This window comes from Flavilitoribacter nigricans DSM 23189 = NBRC 102662 (assembly GCF_002646595.1).
In the GTDB taxonomy this organism is placed as follows: Bacteria; Bacteroidota; Bacteroidia; order Chitinophagales; family Saprospiraceae; genus Flavilitoribacter; species Flavilitoribacter nigricans.
The window spans coordinates 1-22,235 of record NZ_PDUD01000046.1; the positions used below are offsets into that span (position 1 = coordinate 1).

Here is a 22,235-nt window from a genome sequence, read left to right on the forward strand (position 1 = left end):
AATGCTGGGGCCATCTTCTTTAAATTTACCCCGGGTGGTCCACCAACTCATCTGGCATACACTGGGCACACTCCCAAGAGCCGACAGCATGACGGCCGTCCACTTAAAACCGGGTACGCTCGAATAAGAACTGATCAACTACCGATGCCGTCCACTTTTTAGACCGTAGTAAATTGCTGATCCGTTTGGTACCGGCCGGAGCGTGAGCCGGACCACAGATATTAAGCACCCAACTCACTCAGGAGTAGCCCCATTTTACTGTGACGAAAAATAAGAATGGAAACGAACAGATCGAAAAAGGTACGCACCAGGCGTTTGTCCAGTTGACGATCCAGTACCTGATCTAGTGGAGATAAATAAGCAGCAACCTGACACAGTAAAAATTGTGATGCTTTTGGTGCACTTTCCTGATTTAACTTATCTTGCAAACGTTCTTTGAACATAGCCCCTTGTGATTTGGTGTGGTCAGATACCCAAATATACAAGGGGCATTTCCTTTTCCTCCTAAAATAAGCATCCCGAATTTCAGCCTAGGCCAAAATTCGGGATAACTCATGTTCAGATCAGGGTAAGTAAATTAGGCTGCAATATCCCCCATGTTACCGAATCACGGGGATCATCCGCTCTCCTAACACACTGCACATTAGGGTAGTGCCAACCGGTACTTCCGCCTGTTTCCCTTTCACGAAGGGCAAAGCCAGAAAACCGATACCTCCTGTCAGTGCACCAGCGGCTACACCGCCCCAGGCTAGCCCTTTGCGGCCTTTCCCTTCAAAATTGGAAGGCATACCGCTTACGGGAAGAAATTGGCCGTCCACAGTCTGCACATACTGGGGTAGAAGCTGAATCTCCCCGGCTTTACCGAACATTTTACTCTTTTCCACTGCACTGACGACCACCCGGGCCGGAGCGCCGGCACTAATGACTTTGTAACCGTTTACAATGATATCGTACTTGACCCGCATATCCACGGTCTGTCCCTGGCTTAACTGCTTCCCGTTCAGCGGATAGATGGTTTCCAGTTCAATCGGCGTGCCGGAGAAAATTGGGACCATTACCGGTGCGTGCTGCTGCTGCTGGTAATAGTAGGTTCCGGCAGGAGGTGTAGCTGGAATCGGTGGTTGACCTGGCATATTGACCGTTGGGTATTGTATCGGTTGTGGGGCCACGCCTACTGGATAACCGGTAACGGTTTGATTAGATACCGGTTGCGATCCGCTTTGTTGAGCAATGGCAGCTTGAGCAGCAAAAAACAGAATGAAAAGCAGGCTAAGTAGAAATTGTTTTTTCATGATATTAGGTTTAAATGAATGATATTGATCCTTTAGTGGAACCATTCATTCTATTGTCCCCCGAAATCACTTTTTTTTATTTTTTCTTAAGACCACTGCACATGTTTAGGAATTATCATGATTTTTTAGGAATGCCGTTCAAACACTAATACCCTAATACTGGGACATTTTTACCGAAATTCCGGAAATCTATCACCGCACTATTATCAGACGGATACTTTCCCGTACTCCTACCTGTTGGACTACCAACATATAGGCTCCGGCAGCCAGTATTGTGGCGTCCAATTCCACACGATGGGAGCCCTTATCTCGGGCAATGGCACTTTCGATGGTCCGGAGCCTACTGCCGAATAGATCGAAAAGATGCAAGGATACCTCGCCCAGATCTGACAATGTGTATTCTATAGTGGTCCGACGATTAAACGGATTGGGATAGGCCTTTAATCCGATCGGTCCCGGGTAGGTCTGCGTCGGGATGACTTCCTGCTCTGGCCGTTCAACTGCTATTGGCGTTTAAGCCGCCGTTGGAGGCACAGGGGTGCAATCCGCAATTTTTGCCACCACGGTTGACCTCTCCCAGAAATGCGTACCGGCTCCGAATGTAATGGATTCCCCGGCGTGGTAACTTGCACTGAACCCCGTAAAGACGACATCGTAGGCGGTGATTGTGTTCTGTGCCCTGAATACGTGAGTACTAGTGAGGAGAGTCTCGTCCTGTATCAGATCGATGTCTTGACAAACGGTAGAACTTGTTGTTACCTGGGGATAGGTCCAGTAAAATCCATTGTCGGTCTCGTCTTTTTCCGTTACCACACCGTCCGCATCGATGAAGTAAGCAATAAAGTAAGCGCCGGCCGGGATGCCGACCGTGCTGACATCTATGGTAATGCTTTCATTACTGGCACCGCCGGGTAACAAAATACCCACCGGATCATTACCCACTTCGTAAACTGCCGTGGCGAAGGATTCATCGATGGATAGATAGTAGCGCAGCGTGGAAGCTCCGGCCGGGGCGTTACCATTGTTGATTCTATTGTTCAAACCACCGCAAAAGGAGGTGGTTTAAACAATAGAATTAAATTAAATTTCATCATTAGTGTGCAATAGCTTCCTATTTAATAACGCTTACTTTTTTGATTGTCACTTAGTATTTTAGATTGAGCTAGGAGTAGGGAGAAAACCATTTACGAGCTCATAAAAGAGTTTTACATGAGTTTATGCGTAAGTAGCACGTTTTTGATACAATTTTTCCCAATGTATCAACGCAAAACTTCATTTGCGTTCATTAAGAATGAGCCCATTCTTTGCCATACTAACAACCCATACCCGATCTGCTTTATACACTTTAGTAGGAAAACAACCGGAGATTTAAGGAAGCTACAGATGATATCCGGGAGAATATCCATTTGTAAAAATTTTATCGGTGTTAATGGCTACATTTGACAAGTGACTATACTTGTAAGATGAAACCACTGAGGGTTAAATACTTGTTTATTGGAACCATAGCCTTGTTAAAGGCAATTGCTGGTTTTAGCCAATCAATTCCAAGTTTTCAGATTGGGACGCAGCAAAGCCAACTTTACGTATCGCCAGTATCTGTTCGAGTGGATAGTACTAACACAGCGACCTTAGAGGAGGTGCTGACTTCCGATTTCTTACCACAAGATCAACTCGTAGTTCATCATTTTATAAAGCCATTCTATACCTATTGGTCAAAGTTTACCGTAAAGAACACATCCGCTGATACGGTGGAGGCATTCCTTGGTTTTAATGAGTTCGATAAGCTGGCATTATTTGCCATTCATCCCCATCTTACGGCAGCTCCTCAAAGAGGTGGGGTTTTAACGAACGACCGTAACAAGGAATGGAATAATCCCATGTTGTTCCCCATCACCTTAGTGCCTAAAGATTCTGTTTTATTTGTTGCCAGGAGTCAGGATTTAGCCTCTATCGTGTTTGCAGCTGATACACTTGACTTCTCAGTGGAGGTGTATTCTAAGAGTTCATTGTATGTCAAGTTGCAGGAAGAGCATACAGGCCAACTTCGTTATTACACCTTTACTATTGCGTTCCTTGCTATAGTGATTTTTATGACCTTTTTTACGTTGATAAAATGGAGGTATAATCAGGATTATGCTTATCTGTATTATTCCGGTTACACATTTGCATTATTTTTATATTTTTTACGGGAGCTTGAAATTAATTACTATGGGATTAATTTTGTATTCTCTTACCTCACGGATTGGTATTACTTTGTGGAGATCGCGACTTCTATGTTCATGTATAGCATGTATGCGCTTTTTATTCAATATTTTCTGGATGTCAAAAAGGTAAATCCGACCTGGTATAGAAGAGCTATTCTGGGTAGTAAGGTTATGGGGATATTTACCCTGTTGTCATTGGTGGTTCTGTTGGTTTTTGGTAACCAAATCGTCACTATCGCTTCCCTTGTGTTTCGTATTTTTCTAGCATTTTTGGCTCTACTGTATATCCTCCATCTATTTAGAACGGCAAGAGAGAGTATCTTGATCAAAATTGTGTTGGGCGGCACTATGATTTTGATATTTGCTAATTTAGTAGGTCTTGGAATAGAGCATTTCGGCCTGTCTCCAGCGGCTGAATCCAACTCGGTTTTTAAGGAACCGCTCATTTATCCGCAGTTGGGGGTTTTACTGGACCTTCTAATATTTTTTATAGGATTAGCGTATAAAGAAAACCTACTGCGAAAGGATAAAATGGCCTCTGAGCGGGCCGCCTTAGCTGCTCGTATGCGACCACATTTTATTTCCAATGGCCTCAATTCGATTAAGCTGCTAATTCAAGAAGAGAAAAATAGACGAGCCGTCAGTTACCTGACCAAATTTGCGCGCCTGCTCCGGGAGATTATTGAGTTTTCTGTAAAAGATCAAATTACGTTGCGGCAAGAATTAGAATGGGCCAAAACTTACCTGGAGATCGAACACCTCCGGTTTAGCGGTGAGTTTGAAAGCGAAATCAGCGTGGATAACACTATTGATACTAATCAGGTCCTGATACCGCCCTTGGTCTTGCAACCCCACCTGGAAAATGCTATTACCCATGGTTTGCGAAGTGTAGAGGAGTTAGAATGGCAAAGGCTAGCGGTACCGCGTACCAAAAAAAAACTTGATATCTTAATAACCCGAATAGCCGACGGCATTAAATGTGTGGTAGAAGATAATGGAGTGGGCCGGGCAATGACAAGTAGTTTGAAAGAAAACTCAACAAAAAACGAATCCATTGGAATCAAAACCACCGCGGCCAGATTAGCGCAGTTTGAAATACAACAAATTATAATTGACCGGGTGGATAAGGGTGGAAATCCACTGGGGACTACCGTTGAAATTATCCTCCCTTCAAAAAATAAATGATATGCTCACCGCCATACTCGTCGATGACGAAAAAGATAGCCTCACAACATTGACTACTGATTTAAAGTATTATTGTCCGCAAGTAGAAATTATCGCGGCTTGCTCTACCCCCTTGGAAGCCCTGAAGACCATTACACGTGAGGAGGTGGATATTGTTTTCCTGGATATTCGTATGCCAGGACTGACCGGATTTGAGCTGCTAAAAATCATTGGTGAGATTGATTTCTTTGTGATCTTTATTACATCGTCCGAGGATCATGCCAATGCCGTCGAAGCATTTGGAATAAGGAATGCCAACTACTTACCAAAACCCATTGATGGAGATCGACTTATTGAGGCTGTCAAACGGGTCGAGTTACAAAAAAGTTTACAACTACAAGTACAGGAGCCTTCAGAAGCAGGAACCGATTTATCCATTGTGACCAGCAGATCATCCATAAAATGGACCGTCTTCCAGGACAGCACAGATTATATCTTCGTTCGGAATGATGACATTATTTATTTCCAATCCGATGGGGATCACGCTAAACTTTTCGTAGATCAACCCGAGTATTATGGGGTCAAAACCGCCGATAAATACATACATATTAATGACGGGCTCGGGAGAACCGCTGATCGCCTCAGATCCCACCACGTATTTTATAGGATCCACAATAAATATCTTATTAACCTGAACCACGTTGTGCGCGTCGAAACGCATAGCACGCAGCGTATGGTGCATCTTTCCAATGGTACGCAATTGCAAGTAGCCATCAATAGAATGCAAGACTTTCTGACTACCCTACGAACCATCCGCTAGTACAGAGCAACAGCCGGAATCATCAAATCTACCGCTGATCTACCTTAATTGGTCGGTATTCTACGGAATAGGAGTGGTAGCTTGAAAATCAAGGCTGATATACTGGGTTTCATTAAGACCATCGATTAATTTATAGGAGGATGACCTTTTAATAGGTTAGCTTATCTAATGTTTTAGCATTCAGATGATTATGTGTTTTTTCTAGTAATAGAGTAGTCGCATCTTTGCATTAACAAACTACTACTATACTAGCATTTTTTAAGAATCCGTCACTGGATTCACTGGGACCTTTATGTCCAATAAATACATCAAATCATCAACCTATGTTTTTCTTTGTAAAATTCAATCATGTATCCATTTTCCTGTGTCTTCTATTAAGTTATAGCGGACTCTTCGGCCAGGCAGACTGCTTTACAATAGAATCCGTTGGCTACGATCGTGGCAGTACCATCGAAGAGGACGTCATTCATCTGCGCGGACGGGTGCCTGAAGGGTGTACAGACCTACGCGGTATCATAACGTATTGCGGCACCGGGGATAAATTTCAGACGGTCAACATTTCTCAAAATGAAGATCAGGACTGGGTGTGGGAACAATCAGTCCGATTGGGGAATTTGGAGCAGCTAGCATGTCTAAGCTGCGGTAGCACTATTCGGATAGAGATTAATAAGTGTTATGGCACTTCGGTCGACTGTTCAGGGCAAAGTGCTTACATCGAAATTCCGCTACGCAATTGTTCTGAGCAGGAATGCCCGGAGATCAAGCTGGACCACCAGCCGATTGATTGTAATGAGATCCTTGAAGACGGCTCCTATACAGTACGCTTTAGTGGTCGTATTGAAGGCAGTCAGCCCTCTTACGACAACCTCAATTACACCTTGGTAGCGATCAACACAGATACACCGCCTATCACCACGGAGATAAATTGGTCTGGTACGGGGCCACCGTTTGAGTTTGCCTTCTCGAAAACATTTGCTTGTGCAGAGCTAAACGATCAGTATCGCGTCTACGTAATGGCTACTGGATGTAATGATGCCGTGGTAAATTCTAATATATCTTCCTTCAACTTCTTGGATTGCGAGTGTCCACTGCACCAAGCAATTGAGGTCGTACATGTCGAAGGGTGTACGTACGAATTTACATTACCAATTGTCGACACTTGTACTGTCTATTCGTACAACTGGAGTTTTGGTGATACCTCGCCAGGCGTTGATATTGCAAAATCGAATGCGTTGACACAGCGGCACTCTTTTTCCGCTGCGGGGGTATATACCGTAACCGTAGATGTTGAAGGTAATCGTGACTGTGTTACGCAGGTTCAAGTGAAAGTGGACTCAGGCTGTGCCGATACAGATATTGAAGAACTGAATTGTAGTGAACTACAGGCCAATGTTGGTGATCACTGCGATGACGGAAATCCGGCTACAACCAATGATAAGATCACATCAGACTGTAAGTGCATAGGGGTTACCACGCCAAGTACCAATTCTGATGGCACCACTGGTGATGAAGGCAGCGGCGGTACCAACGGCGAATGCGACTCCATCTGGCAATTTTGGAATTGTATCACTTTTAACCCCTGCTGGTTATTGGCTTTCTTGCTGATGATCGCCGTAGCGGCCCGGATCGTGGCTATCGCTACGGGTTGGGGAATAGAAGTTAACCTGCCGGGGCTTTTATCGCGTACGATTACTCTAGGCGAGATCGCCACCGAATTAACCATGCTCTTTGGAGCATTTGTGCTGTCAATTTGTCCGTGTGAGGCGGCAATTATGATGCTTGTTGGTGCCATCCTCGGGATGATCATCATTCTGATTTTACTCTACTATTCTAATGGTAGCTTACCCAACTGGCTCATGGCCATCATTGTGGCTGTAATTACCGCTATTATAGCAGTAAGAGCTATTCAGAGCATGGGGTGCTAGTGCCATTGATTACCCAAATATTTAACCAGATTTTAAAATTAACATACTATGTCATATACCATTTTTCCTCGCAATCGAAGTCTGCAGTTGAAGCCGACCCGGCAACCAGGCCGGATGTTGGCTCCGGATCGTGGGTGCCTCGAAAAGCATCGTATAGCACTCAATACGATTGGGATTTCCACGATTAGTGGGTTAGGGGGCATGCAGCTGAAAGAGCTTATCACACCCAGTCCGGGAGTCGTTCTTCCTAATATCCGAGGGGTGATTTCTAGTAGAGAGGTTTCGTTTTCTAACGCCTACCGCCCCACTGGAATCCCCGGTGATGTCGTGCGTTTTGACGGAAAAGCTAAGCGCCTTAAAACCAGGCCTTTTCCTGTGCGCTTTGATCGGAACAACCATCTGCAGATAGGAAATGCGCTGCTGTCTCAGCAAGCGATTACAATGTTGCCGATCCATACCGCCTACTGGGTAGCAGAGCATTTATACTTAGCGGATAATACCACCGTAGTATTTGCGGAGGCATACCGGGATTTAGTCATCATTGCAGAGCAAATTACCATCGGTGAGAACGTAACCTTCACCTGGGCTCGGGAGCCATTGGCACCGCCCGCAGCGCCTCCTAAGGCAGCACATGGCCAGGAAGGCACGAGAAGTCTTTATCTACGTGGACAAGGCGCAAATGGCGGTAATGGGGAGGACAACATAGCCGTTGCACCAACTGGGTACAGAGGTAAAGACGGCCCAAACATTGAGTTGTGGGCTTTGAACATAGATGGCCAAGCTATTTTCGATCTTGCTGGTCAGCACGGTGGGCAAGGCGCCAAAGGCGGTGACGGTGGCGACGGTGGTCGAGGCGGGCAAGGAAGAACCGCCCGGCTCAATAGTGCCAGATTTTGCCGATCCGGTCCAGGTACCGGTGGCCGTGGCGGAAATGGTGGTAAGGGCGGCCGTGGTGGTATTGGTGGCGATGGAGGGGATGGCGGCACCCTAAAAGTTTACGCTCCTCAATCCATCCTACAAGCTTTTGATACAGCGAATATTTTCGGTGATTTCTCTGCTGGTCAGGGGGGGGAAGGAGGTCAGGGGGGCCAGGGAGGACAGGCCGGTGCCGGTGGCCCTCGCGGTGCCTATGTGAATGACCTAGTTGGTAATCCTTGCTCAGGTGACTTTGCCCATAGCGGCAGTGCCGGCTCTCCGGGAACTAATGGAGCTGTGGGGAGTTCCGGTCAGCCGGGAAGGAGTAGCCGAAATGCGGTCCGATTGGTTGGGATTAGCACCGATCTCTTTCGAGAGCAGCTGCAAGCACCGGCGATTCATACCTTGTCTCAGTCTAATGGTAACGTAGGGGATTGGCTTACTTTGCACGGCCGAAATTTCACACAGACAGATACCATTTTGTTCAATGGGGTAGCCTGCGAGACGATTTTCAGTAGCGATACGACGCTGTCTTGTCAGGTGCCTGATGTGGAAGGAGGAGCCGCTACTTTAGCAATACTCCAACGAGACGGTACTCGATCCAATAAGATCAGCTTCGTGCTACGGCCCTTTCTTCAGGATGTAATCAATTCCCAGAATCAAAAATGGAGGGCTGGGGCTAAGTTTTACCCTGGGAAAGAGGCCGCCATAATCGGAACCGGCTTTAGTGAAGAAGTAGCATTATTATTTGGCGGGCACTACCTCGATAGGCAAGAGGTGCAATACATTAGTAAAAATGAGTTGCGGTTTACCGTCAACCGTTCATCCGAAGTGGCCTATCCCGAACTACTGGAGCTACAGGCGCGATTAGGTACGGGGGAAACTTCCAACGCACTATCCATTCCGCTGTGGACCTACGAAATTGTATGTCTTGGAGATTCTATCGTTTGGGGGCAAGGACTGCGTGATGAATATAAATTCACCTCGCTGGTAGAACGGCATATTGCGGAGGAAAGCGCAGGGCAAATAGGTGTCTATCGTCATGTATACGCTCGCTCCGGTGCTAACATTGGTGACCCTGATCATTGGAATATGCGGACGCAGGGAAATCCTAATCATGAGGTGCCGGACAGAAATCCCACAATTGGTCAGCAGGTGCAGCTATTTCAGGAAGCGGGAGGTGATCCTAAGGCCGTACGTTTAGTACTGCTCGATGGGGGGATCAATGATGTGGGAGTGGAACGGATACTATGTAACGACGATATTAGGGGAGATATCGAGTCCTTTTGCTACGGGCGTATGGGACAATTGCTCGATAGGGTTCACAACACTTTTCCCAATGCGAAGATCATTGTGACGGGTTACTTTAAGATCGTTAGTCCCCAGAGTGACAGAGCACTCATCAGTTTGTACCTGATCGGTACCGGTGTAAGCGCAACGGTGGGTGCCGCGGTAATGGTAGCTGGAGCCGGTGGCATCGTTGCAGGCGTGGCCTTATCTGCTGAGCTACATGACCATCTTACGGATCGCTCGCGAGTTTTACATCGACAGGCTCATGCAAGTCTTCGACGGGCAATTGATGAATTTAACGGTTCACATGCAGCTTCGGTGGCCTTCTTTGCCGATCCGGAATTTACGGACGAACACGCGATTTTTGCTCCGGAGGCACTGGTATGGGGAGTAAAAGGGCCACCTGCTCTTGATGCAGCAGACGAAAGTGCCTCCGGCGGCGTAGCCGAAGATCGAAAAGTGCTATGTGTAAGCGCTGGCCTGGGAGGAATGGCGAAATTCAAATGTATACGGGCTTCCGCCGGGCACCCTAATCGCGCCGGTGCTATCCGCTATGCCGAGCGTATTTTAAACATTTGGAACCAAGAGATGAACGATCTCAATGAGTTTCCACAAAACAACAACTAGTTATGAAGTATCTATTTCTTTTTTTCTTTTTACCGGGTTTGATGTGGGACCTTGCAGCGCAAAATTACCCTTGTGATTCAGATCTGGAATTTCAAGCTGACCTTGCTTTTCGTTGGGCGCCGATTCATCACCAGGATATCGACTCTCGTAAGCACAGTAACGGTTGGTTGCCTTGGAACTGGGTTCGCAGGACCTGCAAGCACGGCCTGCAGGGTAGAGCGGATCTCATCACCGCCTTTGACTTCGATCGAGATTCGGACACCTCCAACAATTGGGAAAATCTCAAGCGAGGATTAAACCACGATATATCGCCTGTTTGCTATTATTCTGTGGTAGAGACCGCATCCCATTGGTACATTGTCTACGCCTTTTACCACCCCCGTGACTGGGAGTGTCCCGGAGAAAGCTCCGTCGAAGGGCAGATTGCGAAATTTTTTCCCGAAAAAGTAGAACACGAGAATGATATGGAAGGCCTCTTGGCCATCGTTCATAAGGATGGTACGACTTTTGGAACCTTGCAGAGTATCGTGACGGTGGCGCATAACAGCTTCTATTCTTTTATTCCGGCTGGGAGCAGTTTACAGGGAAGTGTCAATGAAGATCAAGATGGTACTTTACAATTCGCTACCCTCGCCGAAGATGGATTGCCGCATCCCGTTACCGCCCAGGAAGCTCGGGGACACGGACTTAAGGCCGAGCCTGAATACCGCATTGATGGAGATGGTGTTATCTATTCTCCTACCAAAGGGGAGCGTGTGGCGCCCGCCGATCCGAAATACGCAGCGGAGGATATTCTTTACGGAAAGTACGCCCTCATCTCTATTTTTGATGAAACGGCTGGATTGTGGAATAAGCGTTGTCCGCGTGCCAGTTACCGCGTTTTTGAAGAAAGCAGCGGCCAGTTCATCGGCGATTACGGGGAAAGCCTGGCCAGCCCCCCTTGGAAATGGGATGACACCGATGGGGTTACGGTAGATCTTCCGGGAATTGGCCCTGTAAGTATCAATGGCACCGAGGACGGCTTACCCGCAGGATGGCTGGCCATTCATCCTGCTGATGTGGCTAAGCACTATTTTCGGGGTTTCTCCCCGGGATTTTCGAGCGAGTACCTCTTTAATCCATACACGGAAAATGGAGGGCTGCCCGTTTGCGAGCCTCCTCCTCAAGAGCGCGTTGTGTTTGATGTGCGTAAGCAGGGGGCTAACTTTGATATCGTTGATTTTTGCTTGACCACCGGTATTGTTCCGACCTACTGCACCTACGGACATGATATTCAGGTGCTGCAGGCTTCTTATTCTTCCGTCACGGGAGAACGTATCGGATTCCCGCAGCCCCTGGAGTTGAACTATCAGGTGTTCTACCAGCTAGAACGAACTTATGCTGGGACACCCTGCGCAGACTGTGAAATGCTTCCGCTAACGGACCAAAGCAGTTTCGTAGAAGAGCATGTTCGCATAGAGCGCAATGGAACCAACATTAGCCTACGGTTTTTCGATGAGAATGATGAGCTACCCGCCAATCAGCTGGGCAATTCCTTTCTGGCTGACCCCGACTTGATTGAACCGTACGCTAATAAAGCTCGCATTCAGATCAAGGTAATCGCACTGCTTTCCGAATGCGATACCATCGAGATGACAGCCAGCTATTCCGCTTTAGATTGTCGTTCGCTAAAATGTCCGGGACTGGAGTCGGAAATTCCCCAGCTGGTTCGGGATATTGATATCCTGATTGATCCTATCCGCAATCTACTGGTGATCTATTCGAAAGGGAAATTCCAAAACGAATTCCGTGGAGTGTTTGTACGTCAGCAATTTGCTGCTTCGTTTTTAACACTACTAGAGCGAATTCCCCGGGAGCGCATCAACCAAGTATATGTATTAGGGCAAGAAACGACCGCTCCGCGCACATCGACTAACGCTACGATGATACGCGAAAGAAATACGCAGATCAACGCTCAATTCCGACAATTACGGGTGGAGAAATTGGACATCGATGCGTTTGATCTGAGGATGCAGCAATCGCGGGAGTAGGTCCGTTGCATGGGCCTGGTTTGGGAGCGTAAGTAGAACTCGTCTCTTACAGTACGGACTAAAGCAGGACCTAATACTTCAGCATATTCAGGATATGGCAAATAGTCACTTCGGTGAGTGTCCCATATCTCTTCGTGCACAACTAGAAATACGAAAAGCCGAGGCGAATAGCCTCGGCTTTCAAAAATAAAAACTAAACCCCAGTTATATTCTTGATAATGCTGCCCCATTTGAAACTAACGCGGACAGATTATATTGTATTTATTAATAATCTTTATCGAAAATATCGTCCATTAGTTTCATAAACAGGAAGAATATTATAATTGTTCAATCCACGCCATGCCCGGGTTGACTCTACTTAACATATAATTAGCTATGAGGCAAGGAACAGGCTCTAAATTCGCGTTAGGTTGAGATTTCATTTTGAATTCGGGCCAGGTAAGCTTGCGGGTCTTCTCCCCAGGCTTGGATGATTTGAAGTGCAGATGAAATATAATTTTTTGTTTCTATAAGATCTGAAATAGGTAAAGCAGTTCTGATGGTTTCTTCGGCATACTTTAGGGAATTGTTTTTTTCGGGGACATACTTGATAAAAAATATAGCTAAATTGATGGTCGACATTGCCAGGTGTGAAAGATATACACTGGCCTGACCTTTAACGAGCTGTCGTCTAATTTCCAAAGATTCTTCATACATCTTCCTCGCCTGGCCAAATTCAGACTTTTCCAGAAAAACACTTGCCAGATTGTTGAGTAAAGTGGCTCTGTTGGCAGCATAGGTGGCAGGTAAATTTAAGGATAATTCGTTATAGATATCCAGCGCTTCTTCATAGAGCGATTTTGCGGCGTCCAACTGACCTTGATCTTCCAGCAAATTAGCTAGACTGTTCAGCCCATCCGCTAATTCGGGTAAGTATATTTCGGGATACGTTTTAGCTAAGTCTCTAAGGATGCTTACGGCTTCATTAACGAAATTCATGCCCGTCTCGTAATCTCCATGCTCTGCGTATACATTCCCGAAGTTATTTAAAAGGTAGGCTAAATGGGGCAGGTAAGTTTCCGGAAAAGTTTTCACTAATTCGCGATAATGCGATAAGCTTTCTGTGTAGAAAGAGACCGCCTGAACAGTGTTACCAACTGAGTAATTTACAATGGCCAGATTGTTTAAAGTTCCGGCGAGATAGGGGCGGTAGCTTGACTGATCACTTTCCGTCAGCTTCCGGTATATCGCTAAGGCCCGTTTGAAGGAAGATATAGATTTTTCAAAATTATTTTGAGCTCTATAGGATTCTCCCAGATTATTTAAGGTTGTGGCCAGATCGGGTAAAAAAGCCGGTGGATCGCTATCGGCTAATTCTTTTCTTACGGCAAGGGCCGCTTCGTACCGAAGGGTAGCTTGCTCATAATTCTTGCTTTGAAAGTAGGTGTAGGCAAGATTGTGTAATGTTCGGCTCTTATCCGGCAGATAAGCTTTCGCCTCCGTTAATTCTAAAGAATGATAAATGCTCAGCGCCCGCTCATAATAGGCCCTGGCTTTTTTAAAGTTATGCTCCTGGGTATAGAAATTGGCGAGATCTCCTAAAGACGCTGCAACATCCGGAAGATATCTCAATGGCTCCATCACTGCTAAACCTTCGAAGATGTGAAATGCTTCTTCCGTGTAGGATTTAGCTTGTTTAAATTGATTTTGTGTTCTTTTTAATTCGCCATAATTAGAAAGGGTGTTTGCCAGATTTGGTAAGTAAACTTTAGGTTCGGAAAGGAGGAGTTCCCGGTATAAATTTAAGGTGTCCTGAAGCAGGGACTCCGCTGTTTTGAAATCGTGAGCTGTTTTGCAAGAACTGGCGAGGTTGCCTTTTATTAAGGCTATGTGAGGCAAAAAAGCCCTTCTGGGAATTGGTTCGATGGATTCATATATCTTTAAAGATTCCAGGTAAAGCGACCTGGCAGAAGAAAAATTATTTTTCTTATCCTCAAGTATTGCAAGATTATTGAGCGTCATTGCCACATCGCTTAGTTTTACGGGGGAGCGATCTTCGGCCAGTTCCTTTTTTAGCTGCAGTGCTTCTTCGTATAAAGGAAACGCTTCATCAAGATTATTGCTTTCCTGATAGGAGGTAGCCAGGTTGTTTAAAATCTGGGCCAGTTCATCTTTTAGAGCGCCGGCATTATTTTGGCCGACAAGCTTTCTTGTAATCTGTAAAGAGTCCGTATATAGATTTATGGCTTCCCGGTACCTGTTCTGCCGGTGTTGATAGTAGCCATATTTAAATTGATAATTGCCAACTGCACGCGGGTTGCCCGAAAATTTTACGGATTTTAAGCCTTTTTCGAAATAGAAAATGGCTTTTTCGAAACGCTCTTCCAGTTCATAATTCAAATTGGTAATTTCTGCTTTCACTAAAAACTCATTGGCATTATCGATCAGTTGCCTCGATACTTGCTGTAGCTGTACCTGGTTTTGTTGATAGATTTCGAAATGTTCTAACAACTCATCTTCTGGAAGTATATCCCCTACCTGTTTTAATGCTCCCGCTGCATACGCATTTTTAATGCTGGCCATGTTTTCCGTATCTTGAATCCCATCTAAGGTAAGCGCCAGATCCAGGATATCGGCCCGCATTTTTCGCTCCTTATTAAGGATCACTTGCAGATCCGAAGCCAGCTCAATATGATTTGTTGTGCCCTTAGGAACTTCCACCATCTTGATTTCTAATTGCTTTTTTTGCTCTTGCAGGATTTGGTAGAGGTCGAAACTATCGTAAAAGGTATCCCACTCCAGGTGGGTGTTTCTACCCGATCGGATATCGTCTATAATCACCCGGATCTGGCGAGCTAAATTAACTTCCTCCGTGAACATGATGTTGGTATTCGCCCGGGAAATGATATTTTGTAGAAAAGTAGAATTGTCCACCAGATTTAGTTATTATGAAATACCACCAAGGTGTCCAGGAGCTGAACGTCGCCCTTTCCTAAATAGTCCATCTTTGCGATGGAGGCATCCTGGTCATTAGGTAAATCAGTTTTTAACAATATGTTATCGGAATCAAGAAGCAGGCTTGCTTAAAATATTTCTCCGGAAAAACATCAGCAGCCTATCCTGCAAGTATTTCATCCTGCTAATGCTGAGAACAATGAGCCGTTTTGGCACTATCGGCAAAAAAGCCTTTCGATATCGGACTGTAATTTAGGGAAACAAACTCGTAGACTGGATATAAATGTTCTATAATTTCCCTCGCCTGTGGTCGATCCTTGCTTTTGAACATGCCCTGATCCGCAGCCAGAATTTAATCAATCGGTACCGGAAAGATTTTGCACAAATGGGTGCCGTCTTCAATCACGGCGATGAACATGTTATTGTTCTGGTCTTTGAAAACGAGTGGCTCGTGGTGGATAGTTCGCTTTCCGGCATTGAGCTTTTGATAAGCCTTTAAGATTTCTAATTTTCTGTAACCTCGAAATAGACCACTTCGTTGATTTCGATGGGAGCGATTGCCTCCCCTACTCTATTGGCCTGCTGCCATGCCAATTCTATAACATGGGGACTCAACCCCTGTAGGACCATCGTACTTAACCGGTCCTTTGATAATATATAATTAGCTATGAAGAACTAATTTGATTCTTCGGGAAACTATAGCTTTAGCTTAAAGTAACTTTTCTACCGTTTCGTGGGTAAAAGCAAGTACCATTTCCCGGCTTATGGGCAATTGTTGCTGAAGATACGATTCGGAATAAATCCAGTTGACGTCAGCTATTCCGGATAACTCTCTCAATTGCCTACTGGCGGTCAGCAGGTAGTTAAAGAAAGCTGCTCCGGATAACTCTCGCTGTGTTCGAGCGGTCAGCTGATACCGGAGTTGTAGCAAATGGATAGCCGACAGCAGACTTTCACGGTGATGGACGGTTCCGTCTGATCCGATAGCAAAAAAGGACGCCCATTTGAATTCCAGGCTTTCTCGCACTATTTCCTCTTCCCTTCGCATTCCGATAAAGCTGTCTTTTGTGATCTTCAATTCCAATATCCGTTGGAAGTTTTCTTCCTCGAGCAGTTGGGTTCGGATTCGTTCCAGATTCAATTCCTGGGGACCAGCCTGATCGATAAACTCCATTATAGACAGCCGCAGGTGGTTCATTTCGACAAGCACATTCTGGCGATCAATTCGTTTTTGTTGCGCGTCCCTTTGTAGGTCATTGTACCGGGCAATCAATAGAATGAGTTCATTGGTGAAGTCAGGGGTTCCGGAATAGGAGGCCAATAGCAGATCAAGCACTTCACCTACGTGATAGGCAATCAGTAACTTTAGCTTACTTTTAATGTTTAGATCTCCCATTCGATATTTCCTGATTTTTGGCCTTTTGGTATATCTGCTATATTGCCTTTAAAATAAGGCTTCCCCGGGACTTCACCAATGAATTCAAAAGAGACAAATTACATTTGAGTTACTGCTTAGACCTCTGATAGCGTTCCATTCTCCTACTCATACTTTGTTCGAAGGCTTCCTGAGCTGCCGGCCAGATCGCTGACGTAGGAAACAAGTCGCACAGTACCTTGAAATACCACTTTTCCATCTGTAGAGCGATCAAGCCACACTGCTCCTGCGTAATGAGTTCAAAGTATTGAAAAGCTTCAAAATCAGCTCCTCTTGAGAGCAGTAATTTGGCCTGTAACCTACTTTGCATACAGGGATCTTCCTCCGCCATTTGTGTTTCCATAAGGCGGAGCGCTTCTACTGCAGACTGCTCTTTACCCATAAACTGGAATGCCATTGCCGTCCAAAAATGCGTAGGTGCATATGATTTTATACGAAGCGAATTTTGCAAATGGGCAAGAGCCGCTTCTGCCTGACCGAGGGCTAGATGCAAGATGCCTAACCACATTACACTGTTATAATCTTCTCCCCGCGAGCGTATATGTTGTTCCAGAACGGATAGAGCTTCTTCGTAATCATTTTTGAGTGCATACGCAATGCCCTGCCAGTACAGAGGGTCGACATCCTCGCTTGGAAAATCTTGTGATGCCTGAAAGTCAGCAAGAGCATCCTCGTAGTAACCCAGACCGAGTAGTGTCTGTCCGCGATCAAGGAAAATTTTTGCATCTGCCTTCAATTGAATGGCCCAGTGGTAATCCTCAAAAGCAAGATGAGGCTGGTCTGCTTTAATGAAAACCATAGCTCTCCAAACATAGAGATCACGGTTGTGAGTATCCTGCTCGGTCGCTAAATAGAGATCCTGTTGAGCCTGCTGGTATTGCCCCAGACTGGAAGCGGCAATACCGCGCGCGGTATAGTACCGGGCTCTGTTGGGTTGTAGTTGGATGGCGTAATCTAATGCGGCGATAGCGGCTTCATTTTCATTTAGACTTAGTGCTATGGATCCTTTCCAATAATACGTCTCCTCAACGGTGGGGAATAGCAGCATCCCACGGTCTTCCATTTTCATTCTGGCAAAGGCCCCATGCGTACGTTCCGTAACAAATTCCTGTTCCGGTATCTCTTCGGGTTCCAGACTTTTTCTGAGATTGATTGCTTTTTCAAGACAGCTGGCAGCTAGTTCTGGGTCCTGACCGTAAAGCGTTACTCCTTTCCAGTAATAGGCTTCGGCAAGCTCGGGATTGATTTTCAGCGCTTCGTCCAATAGGGCAACTGCCCGTTTATAGTCCCGATCAAAGTACCGGCAGGATCCTAATCCCATTAGACAAAGGGCCGTCTCATAGCCTTCTTCCAGTAAGGATTCGAAAATGGTTACGGCCTGACGGTGATCCCCCTCGTAGATTTTGTCGACTCCGGTTTGGAACTTTGCGTTCAATGGGATCAGATCGAGCGCACGCTCGATCCCTACATTTGCTAAGAGATGAAGGTGGTCGGATATAGTAAGGTAATTCTGCTTTCCTTCTATACCTGGCATCTCGTTGGCCAGCACGGCCGTAAATTGCTGTAAACCCGTAAAATCCACCTGCTCCTGCATCCGCTCCAGTAGCCGCCTTTTTTCTTCCGGCCTCTCATTCCCATAGAGGACATCGAGTAATTGGGAAAAATTCGAAGGCTCTTCTTCCCGGACATATAGACAACTCAGGGCGGAAAGCTTTACCTGTTGCCGGCTAATGCCGCTGCTGTGTTTCCAAATTCCCATCTGGTCCATCAATTCGGCCCCTTTCTCTAGTAACCGCCCGGCTGCTATTCGGTCTTTAAACAGATTCAAATAGGTCGTGCCAATTTCTATAAACCAGTCTAAGCGGTGCTGATCCTGCTCCATTTTGGGGATCAGTGCTTCGATCTGCTCGCAATTATGACGTATCTGCTCGTAGCGACGTAGTTGTTGTAGCGGCTGATACATGTTATTATAGCTAATGGCCTTGCCATTCCAATCCTGGATTTCTTCCTTTATAGATAAAGCATGCTCATAAGCCTCGATGGCCAGTTGCCATTCCTTGGCAGCTGCGTAACAGAGCCCCAGATTGTTATAGGCATTAGCCAACCCACTCCTGGCATCAATCGTTTCCATTGTTAAGAGGGTACGGATTGCATTTTGGTTTCTGCTGATGGCTGTTGCGAAACTGCCATTATGCCGGTCTATTTCCGCCTGGTTGACTTCTGTCAGCGCTACCTGGATCTTATCTTGCTGCGCGGACCGGATAGCTCGTGCTTTTTGGAGGTAGATATCTGCTTTCTCCCGCTCCCCCATGGCCAGATAAAGTATGGCTAATTGGTTACTACAACTGGCAATCTGTGGACTGGAACGTTCCTGCTCGCTGAGCTTCAGGGCTTCGGACAACAATTTTTCGGCAGCGGTGAACTCCTTTTTATCGATCAGGATTTCTGCCTGATTGATCTGCTCTTTTATAAATTGGAAAAAGGAATATTCCTGAGGTTGCTCGGAGCCCGGATCACTCGATTGCGTGTTTGTCTGAACCCGAAAAGGCTTTAACATTCCGTGCAATTCCTGATCGTGGAAACGCAGGATCTCATCCGTTTCCCGACTCCATTTATCTTTTATATCCGGAGAGAAATAAGGTGAGTTCTGATCTTCAAAAAGAACCGAGGTAATGATCTGGATGATCTCTTTTGGTTCGTCTATAAAATCCAATTGCTTAAATCTCGAATTCAGGCGGCCATCGTAGAATCCGTCTCCCAGATCGATCAGATCACCGGGATCAACGAGGATCTCCGAGGCGACCATCAGGTCATTGAATGAACCGACCAGGGCGCTCATTCGATCAGCTTGCGAAATATTACGCCATACTGGGCTTTTGCTTTTATTCAATCGATTGAGGGCTTGTATCAGTACCGTAAATATACGGGTGCGCGCATTGGGATAATTTTGCTGACTTCCATAGGTCTGCTGGATCTTTTGTAAAATGAGTACCGTGGCTCCCAGTGAGACCAATATCAGGCGCAAGCGCCATCCATAGGATTGACCGTAATCTGGTAAAGGGTAAGGAAGTACATTCTCTTGTTGTAAAACATCCATAACGCCCCAGGCTGCATGCCGGTCTGCCTGCCATTCCAACACTTTGTGAATAGCACTATCTCTCTCGAAAGTATATTGTTGATTGGTTTCGTTGATTTCCGGCTTGATCCCAAATTTGCTCTGTAAATAGTGCAAGTGCCCTTCCCAGTAATGTCCTTCCTCGTGGAGTAGTATCCACAGTAAGCCGATATAAACCATATTGGCGGCTAATTGCATCCGTGCCCTGTCTCCAAATGGCACTACATGGTAAAAGCCGGAAAGATACACTGATTTATAAGCATTGGATCGATTTACTTTATCCAGGCGTGATTGCTGTCGGTAGTCAAAATACCGGGTATGGGGGATCAATACGCCTCCTTTTTCTAACCACATACACTGGGTACCATCCCATAGTTTCTTGGAATAATTATCTGTCGAAAAATCTGTCGAAAAGAAATCGCTGTTGGTGCAAAGCCGAAAAAACAGATCGTCCAGTGAAAAGAGGGTGGCCAGGGAAAGCTCGATCTGGCACTGACCTGCTTTATTCAGGTTGATGAATGCATCCAGCTTTAGGTTGTCATTTTGTTTGTACTGAAAACGGTGACTGGAAATCGTGTCAGGACGGGAAATCCCAACCAGGTGATCTATTAAGCCTCGTAGATTGTTGGAGGTATGCTCCAGATAATCCCTCATGATGTGTTCATTCGGGCTCGTATCATTTATAATGCGTAGAATTTCAGCATCTACAATATCATAACGTGAAAAATTAGGTAGCCATTTATCCATATCCCAGGTTTTGTATAACTAATAAACGGCTGGAGTAGGCTATTTAGCAACTTGGAGCGTAACAAATTTTGCTTACACTAGTTTTTAGCGTCTCCTGTAAGGAGTGGACCTCCCCTGCCCTATCGGCCTGCTGCAATTCTTCATCCACAGCTATTAGTGCCCAATTCCTGATTGGTCATTAAATCGAATGGCCCTGGCGTCTGTCTATTGTAATATCGTAAGAAAATGATCAATAGGAATTTCTTGGAACTGGATTGAAGTAATCCAATGTAAGGATATTTGAAGATAAAATAAATTGCCTGAAAATCTATTTGATAAATCACAATATAAAAACTTTTGATGATTATTTTCTTGCCTATATGATATTCGAAACATTCATATTCCTAATCCATACTAATCTTTATATTTGAGAGTAATGGTCCCCATTCGGGACGCATAAGCTGTATACTTACCTATACTATCCATCCAGGATGGTACATCATACAGTTTTATTAAACGATCATATCAAGGTTGATGAAATGAAAGTATCTAAAAAAATTGGCGGTAATCAAGCGGTCATCCTTACAAGTTGATTACCGCCAAAAGATTTTCAGAATTCTGAGAACTCAGCATAACGTTCATAAGGATAATATTGATGGAATCGCCGGTCAGAATACCATTGTAAGCGAGCACCAGAAAGAAAGAAGGCTTACCGGAGAAGCACTAACTGAGCTAAGAGTTAATAACTTAATTAATAAATTGAGTTATGTCAACCCGAAAAATGAAATTCAGATTAAAAAAGAGTAGAGGCAATCACTGAATTTGCAGCTTTAGCATGTAAAGCAAGAAAGGCAGTTCCGAAATTAGTTGAAAAATTATTCGACAAGGACAGAGTAATTAGCGACAATACGAATTCTGAATTAATAACTGTAGATCTGGATTATTATAAGACCGGAGTATTTGCCAATCTTGCCTTAGATGCGCCAGGATTTTGTGCACTCCCTCAATCTGGAAGCTTTTGTGCTACGTTGATTGAACTAATTTTATATGCTAATAAAAAAAATATATTGTGAAGTTGTCACAAAATCCCCAAATTTCATAGTACTAAATAGAAGGAACCCTAAAGACCAATTGTTAGCTCGAAATTCCAAACGCTGACAAAAAAACGCCAATGAGAAAAATAGACCTCACTTCTGAACTATTACGTTTTCATCAGGATGCCTTTAAGAAATGGTCACATAAAAGGTGGCCTAACCATTTATTCGACGACCAATTGTTGGAAGATGAATTTACGGACGTGGTGTGTTTTTATTTAAAACATCACGAAAATGGGGTTTTGGACCATGCCGAGATTCAATGGGATTATATCGCCATGATGGGCTATTACAGGTTACGCGATAAATACAATAAAAAAAAAGCCCATAGAGTGATTGAGTTACCGGAAAACCTGATAGATAAGTTAACGTACGATGAAGATCGGAAAGAATTTGCAGCAATCGCAAGGGATGCCTTTGATCGCCTATCGGAGACAGAAAAAGATCTCCTGGCTGCCCGAACTATACATGAGCTTCGGTATCGAGAAATTGTAGAAGAAAAACACCGATTAGAATCATCAAACAATAAAGGTAAGCTGAACAAGAGTCTCCACAAAGATGAAGCGAAAACAAGGCAGAGATTTACGCGTGCACTTGATAAACTAAGGAAAAACTTTGCTCAGATCTTGGAGACCGGAATAAAGAGAAAACTTTAAGACACCTG

General features: G+C 45.2%; 14 protein-coding genes. 7 read left to right on the forward strand and 7 right to left on the reverse strand.

From position 1 onward, the window contains the following. Nucleotides 1–221 precede the first annotated feature (221 nt). From CRP01_RS43100 to CRP01_RS34235, 4 genes are all read right to left on the reverse strand, one after another. Complete coding sequence (locus tag CRP01_RS43100) at nt 222–443, reverse strand: hypothetical protein (RefSeq protein ID WP_233752813.1); 222 nt, start codon at nt 441–443, stop codon at nt 222–224. A gap of 156 nt (nt 444–599) precedes the next feature. Further along, nucleotides 600–1,292, reverse strand: a complete 693-nt coding sequence (locus CRP01_RS34225; RefSeq protein WP_099154592.1) for a hypothetical protein — start codon at nt 1,290–1,292, stop codon at nt 600–602. Nucleotides 1,293–1,484: 192 nt separating this feature from the next. Next, entirely contained in the window at nt 1,485–1,799 is a 315-nt protein-coding gene (locus tag CRP01_RS43535) for a T9SS type A sorting domain-containing protein (protein ID WP_099154593.1), read from the reverse strand. A 6-nt stretch (nt 1,800–1,805) separates the two neighbouring features. Then, nucleotides 1,806–2,333, reverse strand: a complete 528-nt coding sequence (locus CRP01_RS34235; RefSeq protein ID WP_099154594.1) for a CARDB domain-containing protein — start codon at nt 2,331–2,333, stop codon at nt 1,806–1,808. A 422-nt stretch (nt 2,334–2,755) separates the two neighbouring features. On the opposite strand from CRP01_RS34235, the gene CRP01_RS34240 reads away from it, so the two are divergent. The 5 genes from CRP01_RS34240 (at nt 2,756) to CRP01_RS34260 (ending at nt 12,267) form a co-directional block, all read left to right on the forward strand. Continuing rightward, nucleotides 2,756–4,681 (forward strand): histidine kinase, encoded by a 1,926-nt coding sequence (locus CRP01_RS34240; RefSeq protein WP_143473659.1) that lies wholly within the window; start codon nt 2,756–2,758, stop codon nt 4,679–4,681. A 1-nt stretch (nt 4,682) separates the two neighbouring features. Continuing rightward, nucleotides 4,683–5,480 carry a LytR/AlgR family response regulator transcription factor gene (locus CRP01_RS34245; protein WP_099154596.1) on the forward strand — a complete coding sequence of 266 codons (798 nt, stop codon included), beginning with the start codon at nt 4,683–4,685 and terminating at the stop codon, nt 5,478–5,480. A 323-nt stretch (nt 5,481–5,803) separates the two neighbouring features. Further along, on the forward strand, nt 5,804–7,405 hold the full coding sequence (locus CRP01_RS34250) for a PKD domain-containing protein (protein WP_099154597.1): 1,602 nt from the start codon (nt 5,804–5,806) through the stop codon (nt 7,403–7,405). A gap of 48 nt (nt 7,406–7,453) precedes the next feature. After that, nucleotides 7,454–10,237, forward strand: coding sequence for an IPT/TIG domain-containing protein (locus tag CRP01_RS34255; protein WP_099154598.1), 2,784 nt, complete (start codon nt 7,454–7,456; stop codon nt 10,235–10,237). 2 nt (nt 10,238–10,239) lie between these two features. Further along, nucleotides 10,240–12,267 carry a hypothetical protein gene (locus CRP01_RS34260; RefSeq protein WP_099154599.1) on the forward strand — a complete coding sequence of 676 codons (2,028 nt, stop codon included), beginning with the start codon at nt 10,240–10,242 and terminating at the stop codon, nt 12,265–12,267. A 405-nt stretch (nt 12,268–12,672) separates the two neighbouring features. Here the strand turns inward: CRP01_RS34260 and CRP01_RS34265 are convergent, their stop codons facing one another. After that, entirely contained in the window at nt 12,673–15,126 is a 2,454-nt protein-coding gene (locus CRP01_RS34265; protein WP_143473660.1) for a tetratricopeptide repeat protein, read from the reverse strand. Nucleotides 15,127–15,484: 358 nt separating this feature from the next. Here CRP01_RS34265 and CRP01_RS34270 point away from each other — a divergent pair, with 358 nt between their 5' ends. Next, on the forward strand, nt 15,485–15,700 hold the full coding sequence (locus CRP01_RS34270; RefSeq protein ID WP_099154601.1) for a hypothetical protein: 216 nt from the start codon (nt 15,485–15,487) through the stop codon (nt 15,698–15,700). A gap of 210 nt (nt 15,701–15,910) precedes the next feature. Here CRP01_RS34270 and CRP01_RS34275 read toward each other — a convergent pair whose 3' ends face one another. Further along, nucleotides 15,911–16,597 (reverse strand): hypothetical protein, encoded by a 687-nt coding sequence (locus CRP01_RS34275; protein WP_099154602.1) that lies wholly within the window; start codon nt 16,595–16,597, stop codon nt 15,911–15,913. A gap of 109 nt (nt 16,598–16,706) precedes the next feature. Beyond that, entirely contained in the window at nt 16,707–20,498 is a 3,792-nt protein-coding gene (locus CRP01_RS34280; protein ID WP_099154603.1) for a tetratricopeptide repeat protein, read from the reverse strand. 1,150 nt (nt 20,499–21,648) lie between these two features. Here CRP01_RS34280 and CRP01_RS34290 point away from each other — a divergent pair. Further along, entirely contained in the window at nt 21,649–22,227 is a 579-nt protein-coding gene (locus CRP01_RS34290; protein ID WP_099154605.1) for a sigma-70 RNA polymerase sigma factor region 4 domain-containing protein, read from the forward strand. Nucleotides 22,228–22,235 lie beyond the last annotated feature (8 nt).

Bases quoted from the DNA above. Each gene is read 5' to 3' on its own strand.
- CRP01_RS43100 (WP_233752813.1), bottom strand. From the start codon at position 443: ATGTTCAAAGAACGTTTGCAAGATAAGTTAAATCAGGAAAGTGCACCA.
- CRP01_RS34225 (WP_099154592.1), bottom strand. From the start codon at position 1,292: ATGAAAAAACAATTTCTACTTAGCCTGCTTTTCATTCTGTTTTTTGCT.
- CRP01_RS34240 (WP_143473659.1), top strand. From the start codon at position 2,756: ATGAAACCACTGAGGGTTAAATACTTGTTTATTGGAACCATAGCCTTG.
- CRP01_RS34245 (WP_099154596.1), top strand. From the start codon at position 4,683: ATGCTCACCGCCATACTCGTCGATGACGAAAAAGATAGCCTCACAACA.
- CRP01_RS34250 (WP_099154597.1), top strand. From the start codon at position 5,804: ATGTTTTTCTTTGTAAAATTCAATCATGTATCCATTTTCCTGTGTCTT.
- CRP01_RS34255 (WP_099154598.1), top strand. From the start codon at position 7,454: ATGTCATATACCATTTTTCCTCGCAATCGAAGTCTGCAGTTGAAGCCG.
- CRP01_RS34260 (WP_099154599.1), top strand. From the start codon at position 10,240: ATGAAGTATCTATTTCTTTTTTTCTTTTTACCGGGTTTGATGTGGGAC.
- CRP01_RS34265 (WP_143473660.1), bottom strand. From the start codon at position 15,126: ATGTTCACGGAGGAAGTTAATTTAGCTCGCCAGATCCGGGTGATTATA.
- CRP01_RS34270 (WP_099154601.1), top strand. From the start codon at position 15,485: ATGTTCTATAATTTCCCTCGCCTGTGGTCGATCCTTGCTTTTGAACAT.
- CRP01_RS34275 (WP_099154602.1), bottom strand. From the start codon at position 16,597: ATGGGAGATCTAAACATTAAAAGTAAGCTAAAGTTACTGATTGCCTAT.
- CRP01_RS34280 (WP_099154603.1), bottom strand. From the start codon at position 20,498: ATGGATAAATGGCTACCTAATTTTTCACGTTATGATATTGTAGATGCT.
- CRP01_RS34290 (WP_099154605.1), top strand. From the start codon at position 21,649: ATGAGAAAAATAGACCTCACTTCTGAACTATTACGTTTTCATCAGGAT.